The organism is Acinetobacter sp. PC34, assembly GCF_051789135.1.
Lineage (GTDB): Bacteria > Pseudomonadota > Gammaproteobacteria > Pseudomonadales > Moraxellaceae > Acinetobacter > Acinetobacter johnsonii.
This window is the reverse complement of record NZ_CP196664.1, coordinates 1219645-1234450: the sequence shown is the minus strand read 5'-3', so window position 1 is coordinate 1234450 and position 14806 is coordinate 1219645. Positions and strand designations below refer to the sequence as shown.

General features: G+C 40.6%; 14 protein-coding genes. 12 read left to right on the top strand and 2 right to left on the bottom strand.

Features of this window, described 5'->3' with window-relative positions:
* Positions 1 to 49: 49 nt before the first annotated feature.
* A complete protein-coding gene (locus ACSC9N_RS06035) occupies positions 50 to 586 on the bottom strand; it encodes a hypothetical protein (protein WP_010327046.1) in 537 nt (178 codons plus the stop codon).
* 95 nt (positions 587 to 681) lie between these two features.
* Entirely contained in the window at positions 682 to 2562 is a 1881-nt protein-coding gene (gene mnmG, locus ACSC9N_RS06030; RefSeq protein WP_010327047.1) for a tRNA uridine-5-carboxymethylaminomethyl(34) synthesis enzyme MnmG, read from the bottom strand.
* Positions 2563 to 2815: 253 nt separating this feature from the next.
* On the opposite strand from mnmG, the gene ACSC9N_RS06025 reads away from it, so the two are divergent.
* The 12 genes from ACSC9N_RS06025 to ACSC9N_RS05970 all read left to right on the top strand — a co-directional run bounded on the left by ACSC9N_RS06025 (position 2816) and on the right by ACSC9N_RS05970 (position 14751).
* Positions 2816 to 3166: a hypothetical protein gene (locus tag ACSC9N_RS06025; RefSeq protein ID WP_004696401.1), complete on the top strand. Its 351-nt coding sequence runs from the start codon at positions 2816 to 2818 to the stop codon at positions 3164 to 3166.
* A gap of 137 nt (positions 3167 to 3303) precedes the next feature.
* Positions 3304 to 4191, top strand: coding sequence for a bile acid:sodium symporter family protein (locus ACSC9N_RS06020; protein ID WP_010327048.1), 888 nt, complete (start codon positions 3304 to 3306; stop codon positions 4189 to 4191).
* 44 nt (positions 4192 to 4235) lie between these two features.
* The gene (locus tag ACSC9N_RS06015) at positions 4236 to 5117 is read left to right on the top strand and encodes a bile acid:sodium symporter family protein (protein ID WP_010327049.1); all 882 of its coding nucleotides are present in this window, start codon (positions 4236 to 4238) and stop codon (positions 5115 to 5117) included.
* A 114-nt stretch (positions 5118 to 5231) separates the two neighbouring features.
* On the top strand, positions 5232 to 6134 hold the full coding sequence (prmA, locus tag ACSC9N_RS06010; RefSeq protein WP_004696394.1) for a 50S ribosomal protein L11 methyltransferase: 903 nt from the start codon (positions 5232 to 5234) through the stop codon (positions 6132 to 6134).
* 18 nt (positions 6135 to 6152) lie between these two features.
* Complete coding sequence (locus ACSC9N_RS06005; RefSeq protein WP_010327050.1) at positions 6153 to 7052, top strand: DUF3426 domain-containing protein; 900 nt, start codon at positions 6153 to 6155, stop codon at positions 7050 to 7052.
* A gap of 380 nt (positions 7053 to 7432) precedes the next feature.
* Positions 7433 to 7702 carry a DNA-binding transcriptional regulator Fis gene (gene fis / locus ACSC9N_RS06000; RefSeq protein WP_001086304.1) on the top strand — a complete coding sequence of 90 codons (270 nt, stop codon included), beginning with the start codon at positions 7433 to 7435 and terminating at the stop codon, positions 7700 to 7702.
* 90 nt (positions 7703 to 7792) lie between these two features.
* Positions 7793 to 9367 carry a bifunctional phosphoribosylaminoimidazolecarboxamide formyltransferase/IMP cyclohydrolase gene (gene purH / locus ACSC9N_RS05995; RefSeq protein WP_029575056.1) on the top strand — a complete coding sequence of 525 codons (1575 nt, stop codon included), beginning with the start codon at positions 7793 to 7795 and terminating at the stop codon, positions 9365 to 9367.
* Positions 9368 to 9508: 141 nt separating this feature from the next.
* Entirely contained in the window at positions 9509 to 10792 is a 1284-nt protein-coding gene (gene purD / locus ACSC9N_RS05990) for a phosphoribosylamine--glycine ligase (protein ID WP_010327052.1), read from the top strand.
* A gap of 582 nt (positions 10793 to 11374) precedes the next feature.
* Positions 11375 to 12247 carry a MetQ/NlpA family ABC transporter substrate-binding protein gene (locus tag ACSC9N_RS05985; protein ID WP_010327053.1) on the top strand — a complete coding sequence of 291 codons (873 nt, stop codon included), beginning with the start codon at positions 11375 to 11377 and terminating at the stop codon, positions 12245 to 12247.
* A 73-nt stretch (positions 12248 to 12320) separates the two neighbouring features.
* Entirely contained in the window at positions 12321 to 13346 is a 1026-nt protein-coding gene (locus ACSC9N_RS05980; RefSeq protein WP_010327054.1) for a methionine ABC transporter ATP-binding protein, read from the top strand.
* On the top strand, positions 13343 to 14038 hold the full coding sequence (locus ACSC9N_RS05975; protein ID WP_004696373.1) for a methionine ABC transporter permease: 696 nt from the start codon (positions 13343 to 13345) through the stop codon (positions 14036 to 14038). Before ACSC9N_RS05980 ends, ACSC9N_RS05975 begins: the two co-directional genes overlap by 4 nt.
* An 86-nt stretch (positions 14039 to 14124) precedes the next feature.
* Positions 14125 to 14751 carry a hypothetical protein gene (locus tag ACSC9N_RS05970; protein WP_029575057.1) on the top strand — a complete coding sequence of 209 codons (627 nt, stop codon included), beginning with the start codon at positions 14125 to 14127 and terminating at the stop codon, positions 14749 to 14751.
* Positions 14752 to 14806 lie beyond the last annotated feature (55 nt).

Genomic DNA, 14806 nt, shown 5'->3' with positions numbered 1-14806 from the left:
AGTTAAAACTTCCTTCCAGACTTTTTTGTAAAATTCCACCAATGAATAATTACTGTGCTAACTGACACATCGCAGGGGTATAACCCGACTGAGCGGATTGACGTAGGAAATCAATATAGAGCTGAAACTCACGCTCTTGGTAGGCTTGATCTGCCAAATAATATTGATAAATACCCCGATATTGCTCGGCTTTACCTCTAATTAATTGAAGGATTAACGCTCCATGTCCAGTTTCATGCTCAGAGAAATACTCAATTCGTTCAATCAATCCCAAACTTTTAGACACTTGCTCCAAGGGTAGAAACCATCGTGTAATGGTATAGAGTCCCGGAACATCTTGCATTTTCACAATGTCAGAAGATGGCTCAGGATCTTCGGGTCGGACTAAAGCTCTCAGCATCTGCATAGGAGATTCAGCTTGTGGTGGCATTAAATTCACTCCAACCACCTCACCATTATTGGTTTTAGCAACCTCCCAAACTTTCATAATGGCTTGATCAAATTGATAAAACTCACCACTTTGATTGAGCCAGATAACCACATCACCCGCGCGAATCTCTTCTCCGCTTTTATAATGTAATGACATAATTCACCTTATTTTTTATTGTATATTACCCCTGCGCAGATTTTACCCAAAAAAAAAGCCCGCATAAAGCGGACTTTTTCAATAACTTTCAAAGATTAAGCAGATTTTTTCGCTTGTGTATTTTTACGGATCGTAATCATGATCAATTGCACTGCTGCAGGTGTTACCCCCGGAATACGATTTGCTTGAGCCAATGTCTCAGGACGTACATCTTTCAATTTTAAAGTAATTTCACGAGATAAACCTGAAACCACATCATAATTAAAATCGGCTGGAATTTTAGTTTCTTCCAAACGCTTCATTTGCGCAACGTCTTCATGCTGACGGTTAATATAACCTGCATATTTCACCGCGATTTCAATTTGATCGCCCACTTGTGCAGACACTTCTGAACCTGTGAGTTCCGCAATTTGAGCAAATGAAATATTCGGACGTTTTAACAAATCAATCGCAGAACACTCTTTCGATAAATCCGCACCTGTCATTTCGACAAACTTTTTACCCATCGGGTTATTTGGTGCAGCCCAAAGGTGTTGTAAGCGACCAGTTTCTTGTTCAACGGCTTCCATTTTTTCACAGTAAGCTGCCCAACGCACATCATCCACCAAGCCCATTTCACGACCCACTGGCGTTAAACGTTGATCCGCATTGTCTTCACGTAGCATCAAACGATATTCGGCACGTGAAGTAAACATACGGTACGGTTCTTTCGTACCGAGCGTAATCAAGTCATCTACCAATACACCCATATAGGCTTCATCACGTTTTGGTGTCCATTGCTCTTGATCCCACGCACGACGCGCAGCGTTTAAGCCTGCAAGCAAGCCTTGTGCACCTGCCTCTTCATAACCTGTCGTACCATTAATTTGACCAGCAAAGTACAAGTTATTAATGGCTTTGGTTTCTAAAGTAAACTTCAATGCTTGCGGGTTGAAATAATCGTACTCGATAGCATAGCCCGGACGTAAAATGTGCGCATTTTCCATCCCGCGAATTGAACGAACCAGCTCAAACTGCACATCAAACGGAAGTGAAGTTGAAATACCATTTGGATAAAGCTCATGTGTATCTAGACCTTCAGGCTCTAAGAATACTTGGTGTGAGTCTTTATCTGCAAAACGGTGAATTTTGTCTTCAATGGATGGGCAGTAACGTGGCCCCACACCTTCAATAACACCAGTGTACATCGGTGAACGGTCTAAACCGCCGCGGATGATGTCATGGGTTTTTTCATTGGTATGGGTAATATAACAATTCACTTGTTCAGGGTGCATAGATGCATCACCCATGAATGACATAGTCGGTGATGGGAAGTCACCCGGCTGTGGAATCATCACAGAAAAATCAACCGAACGCGCATCAATACGTGGTGGCGTACCTGTCTTTAAACGACCCACTGGCAAATTCAATTCACGTAAACGGTGTGCCAGTGAAATTGAAGGTGGATCACCTGCACGGCCGCCACTTGATTTTTCAAGACCAACGTGGATTACACCACCCAAGAACGTCCCTGCGGTGAGTACAACTGTTTTCGCATCAAAGCGAATACCCGTTTGAGTTACAACGCCCTTTACAGTATCACCCTCAACAATCAGGTCGTCTGCGGCTTGTTGGAAAATATCGAGATTTGCTTGGTTTTCTAAAGTGTCACGAATCGCGGCTTTATAGCGAATACGGTCTGCCTGTGCACGTGTTGCACGAACGGCTGCACCTTTACGTGAGTTTAGGATACGGAACTGAATACCACCTTTATCGGCAGCCAATGCCATTGCACCGCCCAAGGCATCAATTTCACGCACCAAATGCGATTTACCAATACCACCAATTGCTGGATTACAGCTCATCTGCCCTAAAGTCTCAATATTATGAGTTAAGAGTAAAGTCTGTCGCCCCATACGTGCCGCAGCCAATGCTGCTTCTGTACCTGCGTGACCGCCGCCGATAACAATGACATCGTAAACTTTAGGATAATGCATAGTGGTAAAGGAGATTAAAAAATGATAACGAAAGATTATAGCAAATTTTCGATTGTAAGTTGACAGATTCCGTGGAATTTATTGTATATACGGTGCTGTGCTTACTGCGCCAGCGCTAGGTTTATGTAATTTTACTTGCAGAGTAGTAGCAAAAACTCAACAAAGGATGCGTTTTGTTACCTGAAAAGCCTTGTATTAATTTGATCATTTTTTATCCTATAAGTTGATCATACAACAACCAAAGGTAAGCATTATGAATAAGAAGATTCTTTTTTCATCCATTCTCTGCGGTTTATTTTTTTCGCCTTTTGTATCAGCCAACGACAAAGTTGAAAAGGTCTATGATAGTCAACGTTATCAACAAGTCTGTAAAGGTAAGTCACAAGGAACAGCGGTTAGTTTTGCCTATCGAGGCATTATTTGGAATGGTACCTGTGAACCTCAATTTTTCCCAAGCTCAAAAAATGCCAATATTCATGGTGATGAAGCTGAGTTAGCCAGCATTTGCCAAGGCGACTCAAAAGCGACATCAATCAATATCGAAGGTAAAGAAATCAAAGGCAAATGTGCCCTTGGTTTTGTAGCACCTAAACCAAGAATGTAAGCAAAACAACTTAAAGTTCATGCTGTATTGAGGGTAAAAAATAGTCCATTTTTTGCCCTTTTTTCTACCTTGTAAATTATTGAATTCTGTATACACTCAAAAACACAAAAGATAAAAACGAATAAAAAAGGTATTCCATGGATTCGGAATTGTTTACAGTTTTTTTGCCTTTGACTTTGGCATTAATGATGATGGGTCTTGGTTTACACCTACGCCCAGCTGATTTTTATCGCCTCACACTACACCCCAAAGTCATTTTCATCGCGTTATTTTCACAGTTGGTACTGCTGGTGGGCATTGCGTTCCTGATTTGTCAATTTTTAAATTTAGCGCCTATTTTCGCGATTGGTTTGATGCTCGTTGCAGCCTCACCGGGCGGACCAACGTCAAATCTATTGACCTATTTATTTAAAGGTGATGTTGCGCTCAACATTACTCTTACAGCCACGAACTCCATCATTTCAACACTGACCCTTCCTTTTATTATTAATTTTTCACTGATGTACTTTCTACAAACATCACAACCCGTTGACATGCCGGCCATGAAAATGATGAAGGTATTTTTCATCACTCTACTTCCAGTCAGTATGGGCATGTTTTTACGTTATTACTTTCCAAAACTTGCCGACAAATTAAACCGCCCAATGCGTATTTTGTCTGCAAGCTGTCTTCTTTTTATCTTTTTTCTCGCACTGTACTTAGAGCGACATAATTTTGTTGAATATGTGTTTGAGATTGGGCCTGCCGTAGCCTTATTCTGCTTCTGTAGCATGTTTATTGGTTTTTTTGTGCCACATCTTGCCAATATTCCAGAAAAACAAGCCTTAACCTGCTCTTTTGAGATCACCATTCACAACACCGCACTTGCCATTACGGTTGCCCTGTCAGTCTTAGGCAACACCGCCATGGCTATTCCTGCCGGTATTTATTCTATTTTCATGTTTGTATTTGCTGCGTTATTGGGCCTATTAATCTCGCGAAGAAATGACAGTTTATTTTTGAAGAAAGAGACCGCAGCTGAATAATTTCACGGTCATGATTTATATAATTTTAAGGAGAATATACACCTATGGATTCAGGAATTATAACGATTATGTTACCCCTAGCTCTTGCCATCATCATGATTGGTTTGGGCTTAGAGTTAACCCCGAAGGATTTTGCACGCGTCAGCAAACATCCCAAAGCAGTATTGGTTGCTTTATTTTGTCAGTTGGTACTTCTTGTTGGGATTGCCTTTGTAATTTGCAAAGTACTCAACTTACCGCCACTGCTTGCCGTCGGCTTAATGCTCTTAGCAGCTTCTCCAGGTGGTAGTACTGCAAACTTATTTAGCTATTTGTTTAAAGGTGATATTGCGCTCAATATTACTTTAACCGCAATTAACTCCGTTATTGCAGCGTTTACCTTGCCGCTAATTGTCAACTTTGCCATTCAGTACTTTATGCAGGATGGACAACACGTCAGTATGCAGTTTAGTAAAATCTTGCAGGTATTCTCGATTATTCTTATCCCCGTCTGTATTGGTATGTTGATTCGCCACTATGCACCTTCTTTTACCAAGAAGCTGAATAAGCCATTGCGTATTTTTTCTGTTGTATTTTTGGTCTTAATCATTGTTGGAGCAATAGCCAAAGAACGCGCACATATTCTGGAGTATCTGACTCAGGTCGGTTTAGCCACCGTCATTTTCTGTATTTGTAGTTTAATGATTGGTTATTTTGTACCGAGACTACTGGGGATCAACAGTGCTCAAGCACGGGCTTGTGCCTTTGAAATTGGCATTCATAACAGCACCCTTGCCATGACCATTGCACTCACCGTGATGGCCAGTACCACCATTGCCATGCCTGCAGCGGTCTATTCTATTTTTATGTATATCTTTGCTGCCATCTTTGGGACATTACTCAACCGTTTTGCCCCATCGGTTCAAACCAGTACAGAACAAGCCTAGAACAGGTGTAGATCTAAGGATGCTTCGGCATCCTTTTTTATTTTGAGGAATGCTGTCGAACTGCCCCCTGTTCCGCTACAATATTTATTTATACATAAATATTAGGTTATTCCTGTGAAGTGGTTACAAATTCATATTACGGTTGATCAAGCGCAAGTCGATTTTACTGAAACCCTTTTAGAATCTTTGGGTGCAGTCAGTGTCACATTAGATGATGCAGAAAACCAAGACTTACTTGAACCACTTCCAGGTGAAACGCCACTTTGGAATAAAGTCATTGTGACAGGTATCTATGCGCAAGAAGACGACGAAGAAATTGATGTCAATGCATTAGAAACGTTTATTCGCACTCAAATGCCTGATGCACCGATGCGTAGCGAATTTCTTGAAGACCAAGAATGGGAACGCACATGGATGGATGCCTACGAACCAATTCAAATTGCAGACAAATACTGGATCGTTCCTGAATGGATGGAAGCACCAGAACCGGATGCAGTGAACATTAAACTTGATCCAGGCTTAGCGTTTGGTACGGGGAACCATGCATCTACTTTTCTTTGCCTGCAGTGGTTAGGTAAAACTGATGTTAAAGATAAAATCGTGATCGACTATGGTTGCGGTTCAGGTATTTTAGGGGTTGCTGCTCTACTCCTAGGTGCAAAAAAAGTCTATGCGACAGATATTGATCCACAAGCAATTTTAGCCACTGAACAAAATGCGGCACTCAATGGCGTGGCTGAGAACCTTTATGTCGGCTTACCAGACGAGTTCAATTTAGAGCTGGCTGACCAAAAAGCAGATGTCTTTGTTGCAAATATTTTGGCAGGCCCGCTTATGATGTTAGCGCCAGAATTCGCAACTTTGGTCAAATCTGAGGGAGAGTTCGCACTTGCAGGTGTAATTGAAGAGCAAGTTTCTGATGTTTCTAGTGTTTATTCTGAGTTTTTTGATATATTAGAGGTCGAGAAACGTGATGAAAACTGGTGCCGAATCTCGGGTAAACGCCACACCCTTTAAATGAACTCTTAATACACTATGAGCGACAAACAAACCTCTTGCCCTAAATGCCTAACCATCTACAAAGTAAGTGTTGCACAACTCACTGTTGCGCAAGGTATGGTTTGTTGCCCAAAGTGTTCGATGACCTTTAATGCGCTCTCGCATTTAACCACGGGTCATACTTTTGACACAGGTGAGGAAAGATCGTCGAATCAGAATGACATGAGCATGTCTTCAAATTCAGCATTTTCCTCTCCTCGTATAGACAGCATTCATTTTGATTTATCACAATCTGCTGCACTTTCAATGTCGACATCAAATTTGCTTGATATTTTCAACCTGAAAGTTGAGCACTCCAACATTGACCTCAAAACTTATTTAAACAATTTAAACTATTTTAGTACCGACCCGATTGGTAACTATCCTGCCATGAATTTGGCAGACAACAATCCAGCGAAACCGCAAAAAAGCCCGATGTACTATATGCTTTGGGGTATGATTAACTTCAGCTTATTGGCTTTATTGTGTTTCCAATACTTATGGTTTAACCCACATATCCTCAATAACAGCCCCGCATTAGGTGCAACCTATAATAAAATTTGTCTCGTACTGAACTGTAGCAGCCTACAAGAACGTTACAGTCTGATCAGCATTAATAAATTAAAAGTAAAACGTGTAGACGCACAGAAAACTCAATTTTCAGGTGAACTGATCAATTATCATGACACCAGTCTTCCCCTACCAGATCTTAAGGTCATTTTAAAAGTGGATGGTGAAGTCGATTCAACCTATCAACTACATGCAAATGAATATTTGATTGATAGTCTCGTTGGAATCAAACGAATTCCTAAAAATAGTCCGTTCAAATTCAAATTTAGCCTGCCAGTTAGCCGTAAAAGCTTCAATCATTACAGTTTAGAAATAGTCCAGCCCTAAAATTTAAAAAAAATGTAAAAAAAGTGAAAAAAAATGCAGTTTTCTTGCTCACTTTTTCTTAGACAATGGTATGATACGCGCCACAAAAGCTTAGTGCTGCAATCTCCTCAGTCTTTTAATACAAATAGAACATCAGCAAAAATGCGCGTTATCGAAATATCGCGTATTGAGCAGATTTTTTTGTTAAAAAAAGGTCGGTAACAAATATTTAACTATTGTTACGCTTATATTTCGACCAACTTAGCGATATTGTGGCATGCTAAATGTACAGTTTTAGAACTAGTCGTTTTAGGATCTAAAACGAAGTTCATTTTAATTTTAGACCACTTTATATATGTCACTTTACCCAAGTGATATTTAGATTTTTCGGATTACTTCGCATGAATAGCAAATCTCCTATTTTTACTGCACAGTCTGATGTCGCTCTTCGTATTCACGTAGATCGCGCAGTTCGCCACTATTTTGCACAACTGCAAGGCGAGCAACCATCTCAGGTCTACGACATGGTGCTGGCAGAAATGGAGAAACCTCTTCTATCTGTAGTTTTAGAATATACCCGCGGTAACCAAACACGTGCTGCGGAGATTCTAGGACTTAACCGTGGAACTTTACGTAAAAAGTTAAAAGCTCACGGTTTAATGAGTGAATAAATGATAAAATGCTTGCGGCTTCCGCGGGCATTTTTTTTACCTGCTATTTTTGACTTTTTGTTTTAATTCTTGATAACTGTGACGAAGATCATGACCATTAAACGCGCTTTAATCTCTGTTTCCGATAAAACTGGCATTGTAGAGTTCGCTCAAAACCTTGTTGCTCTAGGGGTAGAAATTTTATCTACTGGCGGTACATATAAGTTGTTAAAAGACAACAATATCGCTGTAGTTGAAGTTTCAGAGCATACGGGTTTCCCAGAAATGATGGATGGTCGTGTAAAAACGCTACACCCGAAAATTCATGGTGGTATCTTAGCTCGTCGCGGTCTAGACGAAGCTGTGATGGCTGAACACAATATTGATGCGATCGATCTTGTGGTTGTGAACCTTTATCCATTTGCTGCAACTGTCGCTAAACCGAACTGCTCACTTGCAGATGCGATTGAAAATATCGACATCGGCGGCCCAACCATGGTGCGTGCTGCTGCGAAAAACCATGCTTCTGTCGGTATTGTGGTCAATGCTACAGACTATGACACTGTTATTGCTGAGCTAAAAGCAAATGGTGCTTTGTCTTACGAAACTCGTTTTGACTTAGCCGTTAAAGCATTTGAACATACAGCACAATATGATGGCATGATTGCTTCTTACCTAGGCGCTCGCGTAGGCAAAGAAGAAGGTCAAGCAGACAAGTTCGCACGTACCTTTAATACACAATTAAATAAAGCTCAAGACTTGCGTTATGGTGAAAACCCGCATCAGTCAGCAGCATTCTATGTAGAAAGTACAGCAACTGAAGCATCTGTTTCAACAGCGAAACAACTTCAAGGTAAAGAACTTTCTTATAACAACATTGCAGACACAGATGCCGCACTTGAATGTGTGAAATCATTTGCAAAACCTGCTTGTGTCATCGTTAAACACGCAAACCCATGTGGCGTTGCTGTGTCTTTAGATGGTATTCAAGCGGCATATGACTTGGCTTATGCGACAGATCCTGAATCAGCTTTTGGCGGTATCATTGCATTCAACCGTGAATTAGATGTTGCAACTGCACAAGCGATTGTTGACCGCCAGTTTGTGGAAGTGATCATTGCACCAAGCATTGCTGAAGGCGTACTTGAAGTCACTGGCGCGAAGAAAAATGTTCGTGTTCTCGTTTGTGGTGAATTACCGGCACTTGATGAACGTGCGCCACAACTTGACTATAAACGCGTAAATGGCGGTTTATTGGTTCAAGACCAAGACTTAGGCATGATCACCAAAGATGATTTAAAAGTCGTGACGAAACGCGCACCAACGGATGCTGAGATTGATGATTTGATCTTTGCATGGAAAGTTGCGAAATACGTAAAATCAAATGCCATTGTTTATGCTAAAGGTCGTCAAACCATTGGTGTAGGCGCAGGTCAAATGAGCCGTGTTAACTCAGCGCGTATTGCTGCGATTAAAGCGGAGCACGCAGGCTTAGTGGTTGAAGGTGCTGTAATGGCATCTGATGCATTCTTCCCATTCCGCGATGGTATTGATAATGCAGCGAAAGCAGGCATTAAATGTATTATCCAACCAGGCGGTTCTATGCGTGACGAAGAAACCATTGCTGCTGCAGATGAAGCAGGTATTGCAATGGTCTTCACGGGCATGCGCCACTTCCGTCATTAATTTACAATAATTCATATTCAAAAATCCCCCTAAATCCCCCTTTTTAAAGGGGGACTTGTCATGAATTAAAGGACTCTTTAAATTCGTGATGCCCCTCCCTTTTCAAAGGGAGGTTGGGAGGGATTAAAAAAGGATAGTAAGATGAACATTTTAGTTTTGGGTAATGGCGGTCGTGAACATGCGTTGGCATGGAAAATCGCGCAAGATGAAAAAGTTGCAAAAGTTTTTGTTGCACCAGGTAATGCAGGAACTGCAACAGAAAACAAATGTGAAAATGTTGCACTCAACATTTTAGACAATGCTGCAATTATCGACTTTGCAAAAAATAATGCAGTAGATTTGATTATTGTGGGTCCAGAAGCACCGCTTGTAAATGGTGTAGTGGATGCTTGCCGCGCGGCAGAGCTTCAAATTTGGGGGCCAACTCAATTTGCTGCCCAGTTAGAAGGCTCAAAAGCCTTTGCTAAGCACTTCTTAAAACGCCACAACATTCCTACTGCGTTCTACGATGTATTTACTGAAGTCGATGCAGCGAAAGCATTTGTTGAAAAAAATGGCGCGCCAATCGTGATCAAGGCCGATGGTCTTGCTGCGGGTAAAGGCGTAATTGTAGCCATGACTAATCAAGAAGCTTTTGATGCGATTGATGACATGTTGGCGGGCAACAAGTTTGGTGATGCTGGTTCTCGTGTTGTGATCGAAGAATTCCTTGCTGGTGAAGAAGCGTCTTTCATTTGTATGATTGATGGCGACAACATCTTACCAATGGCAACATCTCAAGACCATAAGCGTATTTTTGAAGGCGACCAAGGTCCAAACACGGGTGGTATGGGTGCTTACTCTCCTGCTCCTGTGGTGACTGCAGACGTATTTGAAAAAACCATGAATGAAGTGATGCGTCCTACCGTTGAAGGTATAAAAAAAGACGGTCACGTTTATACAGGTTTCTTATATGCAGGCTTGATGATTGATGACAAAGGTCAACCAAAAGTGATCGAGTTCAACTGTCGTTTTGGTGACCCTGAAACTCAGCCGATTATGATGCGTTTAAAATCTTCTTTGGTTGATCTGGTTGAAGCTGGTATTGCAGGTAATCTTCCAGCAGAAGCTGAATGGGATGAACGCAAATCAATTGGTATTGTCCTAGCAGCAGAAGGTTACCCAGAAACCGTTCGTCAAGGTGACGTCATCTCTGGTCTTGGTCAATCTCCTGAAAACACAAAAATCTTCCATGCGGGCACTACAATGAGTGCCGACGGTCGCATCTTGACTGCAGGTGGTCGTGTTTTATGTGTGACAGCTCTTGGTGATACCGTACTTGAAGCGCAAGTCAATGCTTTAGAGGTTTGTGGTCAAGTCACATTTACGGGTATGCAATACCGTACAGATATTGGTTATCGTGCGATTGCGCGTGAAAATACTTAAAAACATTCATACCGTAAAAACCCGCTAAATGCGGGTTTTTTTATTGCAAACCGCTGCGAATTTTTTTTAATATATCCGTATGAATATAAATCAAGTTCTACAGATGTAGCTATATTCATCCTGTATTCTGAGACATACTTTTTGCACTTTATACTCGTTATATCTATTTTTTGTATTTAGTTTAGATAAAATCTTATAAAGAACAAAATTTATGCAAATTATTATTTTTTAAATAGATTAATTAAAAATAATATATTGTTTTCATTATAAAATTATAAACAAAATTCAAATTACTAATCTTTAAATAAGATAAGTATTGAACTTTTATACTCTATATCGAATATTACTTTGTTGATATGATGTGCAAAATTTAACGATTGAGCAAAGATGTTTCTAGTGAGTTGAAAAAGTTAATCTTTTCCAAAGTGAAAGTACATATTCGACTGATATCGAATTGCACACTTGCAAAACTCACATTACAGTCATATGCATCAAATCAGGAATACCTGATTTAAAATCAATCGATCTCTCTATTGTTCAGCTAAGTTAAGCCTCGTTTGGGTGCTTACTCGGGAAGAAAAAATGAAAAAAATTCTAGGAATTGCGCTGGGTTTATCTGTTGTTTTAACGGGTTGTAGCAAACCTGAAGCACCTGTAGCAGATGCGGCTAAAACGGATACTGCAGCAGCTGAGCAAACAGTAACCATCGCATCGACTGGGTCTGATGCAGACATTTGGCGCTATATTGCAACTTTGCCAGAAACTAAAGCAGCTGGCTTAAAGCTAGACATTAAAAACTTCACTGACTATGTTGCAATGAACACTGCTGTTGCAAACAATGAAGTCGATGTCAATGCATTCCAATCTTATGCTTACCTTGTAGCATATAACGAAGCGAACACAGCGAAGATTGCTCCACTTTCAACGACCTACCTAGAGCCAATGGGCATCTATTCAAGCAAAGTAAAAACTCTGGCTGAATTTAAAAATGGTGCTACGATTGCAATTCCAAATGATGGTGCGAACGAATCACGTGCATTGTTATTATTACAATCTGCGGGTCTAGTGAAGTTAAAAAATGACTTTGACTTCGTGAAAGGCACTTCGAAAGACATTGTTGAAAACAACAAAGCTCTCGTCATCAAGCCAATTCAAATGGCAACAGCTGTACGTGTGAAAGACGAAGTTGATGCAATTGTTTTGGGTAATACCCTTGCAATGGAAGGTGGTCTAAACGTATTGAAAGATGCGATTTATTATGAGCCAATCGACCAAACCACGAAAATGAACGTCAACGTTCTTGCTGTGGCTGAAGCGCGTCAAAACGACCCTGTACTGAAAAAAGTTGGTGAGCTTTACCATGTCGCTGCAGTAGGCAAATATGTTCAAGAACATTTTGGCGGCACAAAAATTGATGTGAACAAGCCAGTAAGCTACCTTACTCAAGCTAAATAGTAATATAATCAAATCAACGAAACAGGCAAAGTCTCTTTGCCTGTTTTTTCATTTTTGTGTAGTTTTTGACGATATGATTCAATTTAAAAACATTTCAAAGCACTATCAGCTGAAAGGCCAAACCATTCTTGCACTGGACCAAATCAATTTGGATATTCCAGAAGGTAGTATTTTTGGCGTTATTGGCTATAGTGGTGCAGGTAAAAGTACCCTCATTCGTTTGATCAATTTACTTGAACGTCCAACCGAAGGCCAAGTAATTATCAATCAGAAAGACTTTACTGCATTAGATGCAAAAGCATTACGTCAAGAACGTGCAAATATTGGCATGATTTTCCAGCATTTTAATTTACTGCAAACCAAAACCGTTGCAGCCAATATTGAAATGCCAATGAAACTTTTAGGTTATAGCAAAGCTGAACGTGAAAAACGTTTGAATGAGCTACTTGAGTTTATTGATCTCAAACACAAAAAAGAAGCTTATCCAGACGAGCTCTCGGGTGGTCAAAAACAACGTGTCGGTATTGCACGTGCGCTTGCCAACCATCCTAAAATATTACTTTGTGACGAAGCGACTTCTGCACTAGACCCACAAACCACCAAGTCAGTTTTAGACTTGCTCAAAAAAATCAATCAAGAGCAAGGTATTACCATCGTCATGGTGACGCATGAAATGGATGTGATCCAAAGCATCTGCTCACATGTAGCCGTGATGGAACTCGGTAAAGTGGTTGAAACTGGAAAAACAGTGGACCTGTTTAGTCGTCCACAACATGCAACGACACAGAATTTTATTCAAACGATTTTGCATCAACAACTACCTATTAAGCTTCTGAATAACCTCGAACATAAGCATCATCATAGTATTTACCGCTTACAATTTCTGGGTAACTCTGCCCACGAAACCGTAATTCAAAACTTAATTAAGCAGTTTGATATTAGTCTGAATATCCTATTTGCCAACATGATTGAAATTGATGGCAATGTGATTGGACAAATGTTTGTTCAGCTCTTGGGCGATGAAAGCCTGATCGCTGAAGCAGTTGAGTTTTTAAAACAACATGGTGTGGCTGTTGAACAATCAGGAGAGCTGGCATGAGAGATTTAATTGTCCAGTGGTTAACTCAAATCACAGCACCTTTTTGGAAAAGCTCTTTATCGATTGATCAGTTTATTACCGCTTTGCAAGAAACATTTCATATGGTGTTTTTTGCAATGCTGTTTGGCTGTATTTGGGGCTTTATTCAAGCTATCATTTTATTGGTCACACGTCCTGATGGTATTTTGCCAAATAAAGCGATTTATCACAGCCTCAACCCGATTGTGAATGCCCTGCGCTCTCTGCCCTTTATTATTTTGCTGATTGCGGTTTTACCTTTAACCAAACTCATCGTCGGTACATCGATTGGCACTTGGGCTGCAATTGTTCCGCTCACCATTTATGTTGGACCTTACATTGGTCGTTTGGTGGAAACTTCATTACTTGAAGTGAATGAAGGGATTATCGAATCTGCACAAGCCATGGGTGCAACTCCGCTACAAATCATCTTTAAGTTTATTTTACCTGAAGCACGCAGTTCACTGATTTTAAACTTAACCACAGCCACGATTAGCTTAATTGGTGCCACAGCGATGGCTGGTGCAGTGGGTGCAGGCGGTATTGGCGACCTTGCTATTTCTTATGGTTATCAACGTTTTGACACCAGTGTCGTGATCCTCACGGTGATTGTGCTGTTGATCATGGTGCAAATTGTACAATCCGTTGGCGATTGGCTGTCTAAACTACGCTAACAAAATTAAGCTCTCAATATTGGGAGCTTTTTTTCAGGTCTAAGTTTTATATAATCTGGCAAACAACACTTTTAAAAGCTATAACGATGAAAATAACAACTCTATTGATCAGTCTAAGTCTTTTGCCGATGCTCAGCCATGCAGCTTCAAATCCCTATAACTACGTCACCAGTGTAAAAGTGAATCAGGTTGAACTCAATGCACCTGTGACAGCACATCAAGTCAGTCAATTACTCGCTCCTCCGAATGGAAAAACCAGCAAACAATATGCCGAATGTACAGGCAACTATGAATACAGTATTACCAGTACCCAACCCAAAACCCTAAAATTTGAGATTTTTAGCGAAGATAATCCCAAGATTCAGGCTGAAAAATTCTATAAAGACAAAGCGAGTTTAAAACAACTCGGTCAAACCAAAGGCCGTGTTTGGCTTGACTGGAAAAGCACTCAAGCGATGGGCGAAAATATACGCGTGCAAAATACTCAGATCACACCGAATTATACTTTGCAGCAGTTTAAACAAGACTTTAAATACAGTGCACAAGGTATGGCAGCATCAGGTGAAGCCCAAGTTTTGCTCTTGCAGCCCAATGAAATCAAAGCCTTTCTAAAAAAACCCCAAGACTTTGCCCCACCCTACACAGCTTATCTCAACTTTGGTTTTAAAAATGGACGGTTAAGTAATTTTGCCCTTCAGCAAGCAGTGGCCTGATAAAGGCTTTTATTCCAAGAAACAATGCGACTGACATTGGCTTTTTTAAGTCGTT

Excerpts from the sequence above, each read along its gene's own strand:
- ACSC9N_RS06020 (WP_010327048.1), top strand. The coding sequence starts at position 3,304 with ATGGATTCGGAATTGTTTACAGTTTTTTTGCCTTTGACTTTGGCATTA.
- ACSC9N_RS05975 (WP_004696373.1), top strand. The coding sequence starts at position 13,343 with ATGAGAGATTTAATTGTCCAGTGGTTAACTCAAATCACAGCACCTTTT.
- ACSC9N_RS05980 (WP_010327054.1), top strand. The coding sequence starts at position 12,321 with ATGATTCAATTTAAAAACATTTCAAAGCACTATCAGCTGAAAGGCCAA.
- mnmG (WP_010327047.1), bottom strand. The coding sequence starts at position 2,562 with ATGCATTATCCTAAAGTTTACGATGTCATTGTTATCGGCGGCGGTCAC.
- ACSC9N_RS06005 (WP_010327050.1), top strand. The coding sequence starts at position 6,153 with ATGAGCGACAAACAAACCTCTTGCCCTAAATGCCTAACCATCTACAAA.
- ACSC9N_RS05985 (WP_010327053.1), top strand. The coding sequence starts at position 11,375 with ATGAAAAAAATTCTAGGAATTGCGCTGGGTTTATCTGTTGTTTTAACG.
- ACSC9N_RS06025 (WP_004696401.1), top strand. The coding sequence starts at position 2,816 with ATGAATAAGAAGATTCTTTTTTCATCCATTCTCTGCGGTTTATTTTTT.
- ACSC9N_RS05970 (WP_029575057.1), top strand. The coding sequence starts at position 14,125 with ATGAAAATAACAACTCTATTGATCAGTCTAAGTCTTTTGCCGATGCTC.
- purD (WP_010327052.1), top strand. The coding sequence starts at position 9,509 with ATGAACATTTTAGTTTTGGGTAATGGCGGTCGTGAACATGCGTTGGCA.
- ACSC9N_RS06015 (WP_010327049.1), top strand. The coding sequence starts at position 4,236 with ATGGATTCAGGAATTATAACGATTATGTTACCCCTAGCTCTTGCCATC.
- fis (WP_001086304.1), top strand. The coding sequence starts at position 7,433 with ATGAATAGCAAATCTCCTATTTTTACTGCACAGTCTGATGTCGCTCTT.
- purH (WP_029575056.1), top strand. The coding sequence starts at position 7,793 with ATGACCATTAAACGCGCTTTAATCTCTGTTTCCGATAAAACTGGCATT.
- ACSC9N_RS06035 (WP_010327046.1), bottom strand. The coding sequence starts at position 586 with ATGTCATTACATTATAAAAGCGGAGAAGAGATTCGCGCGGGTGATGTG.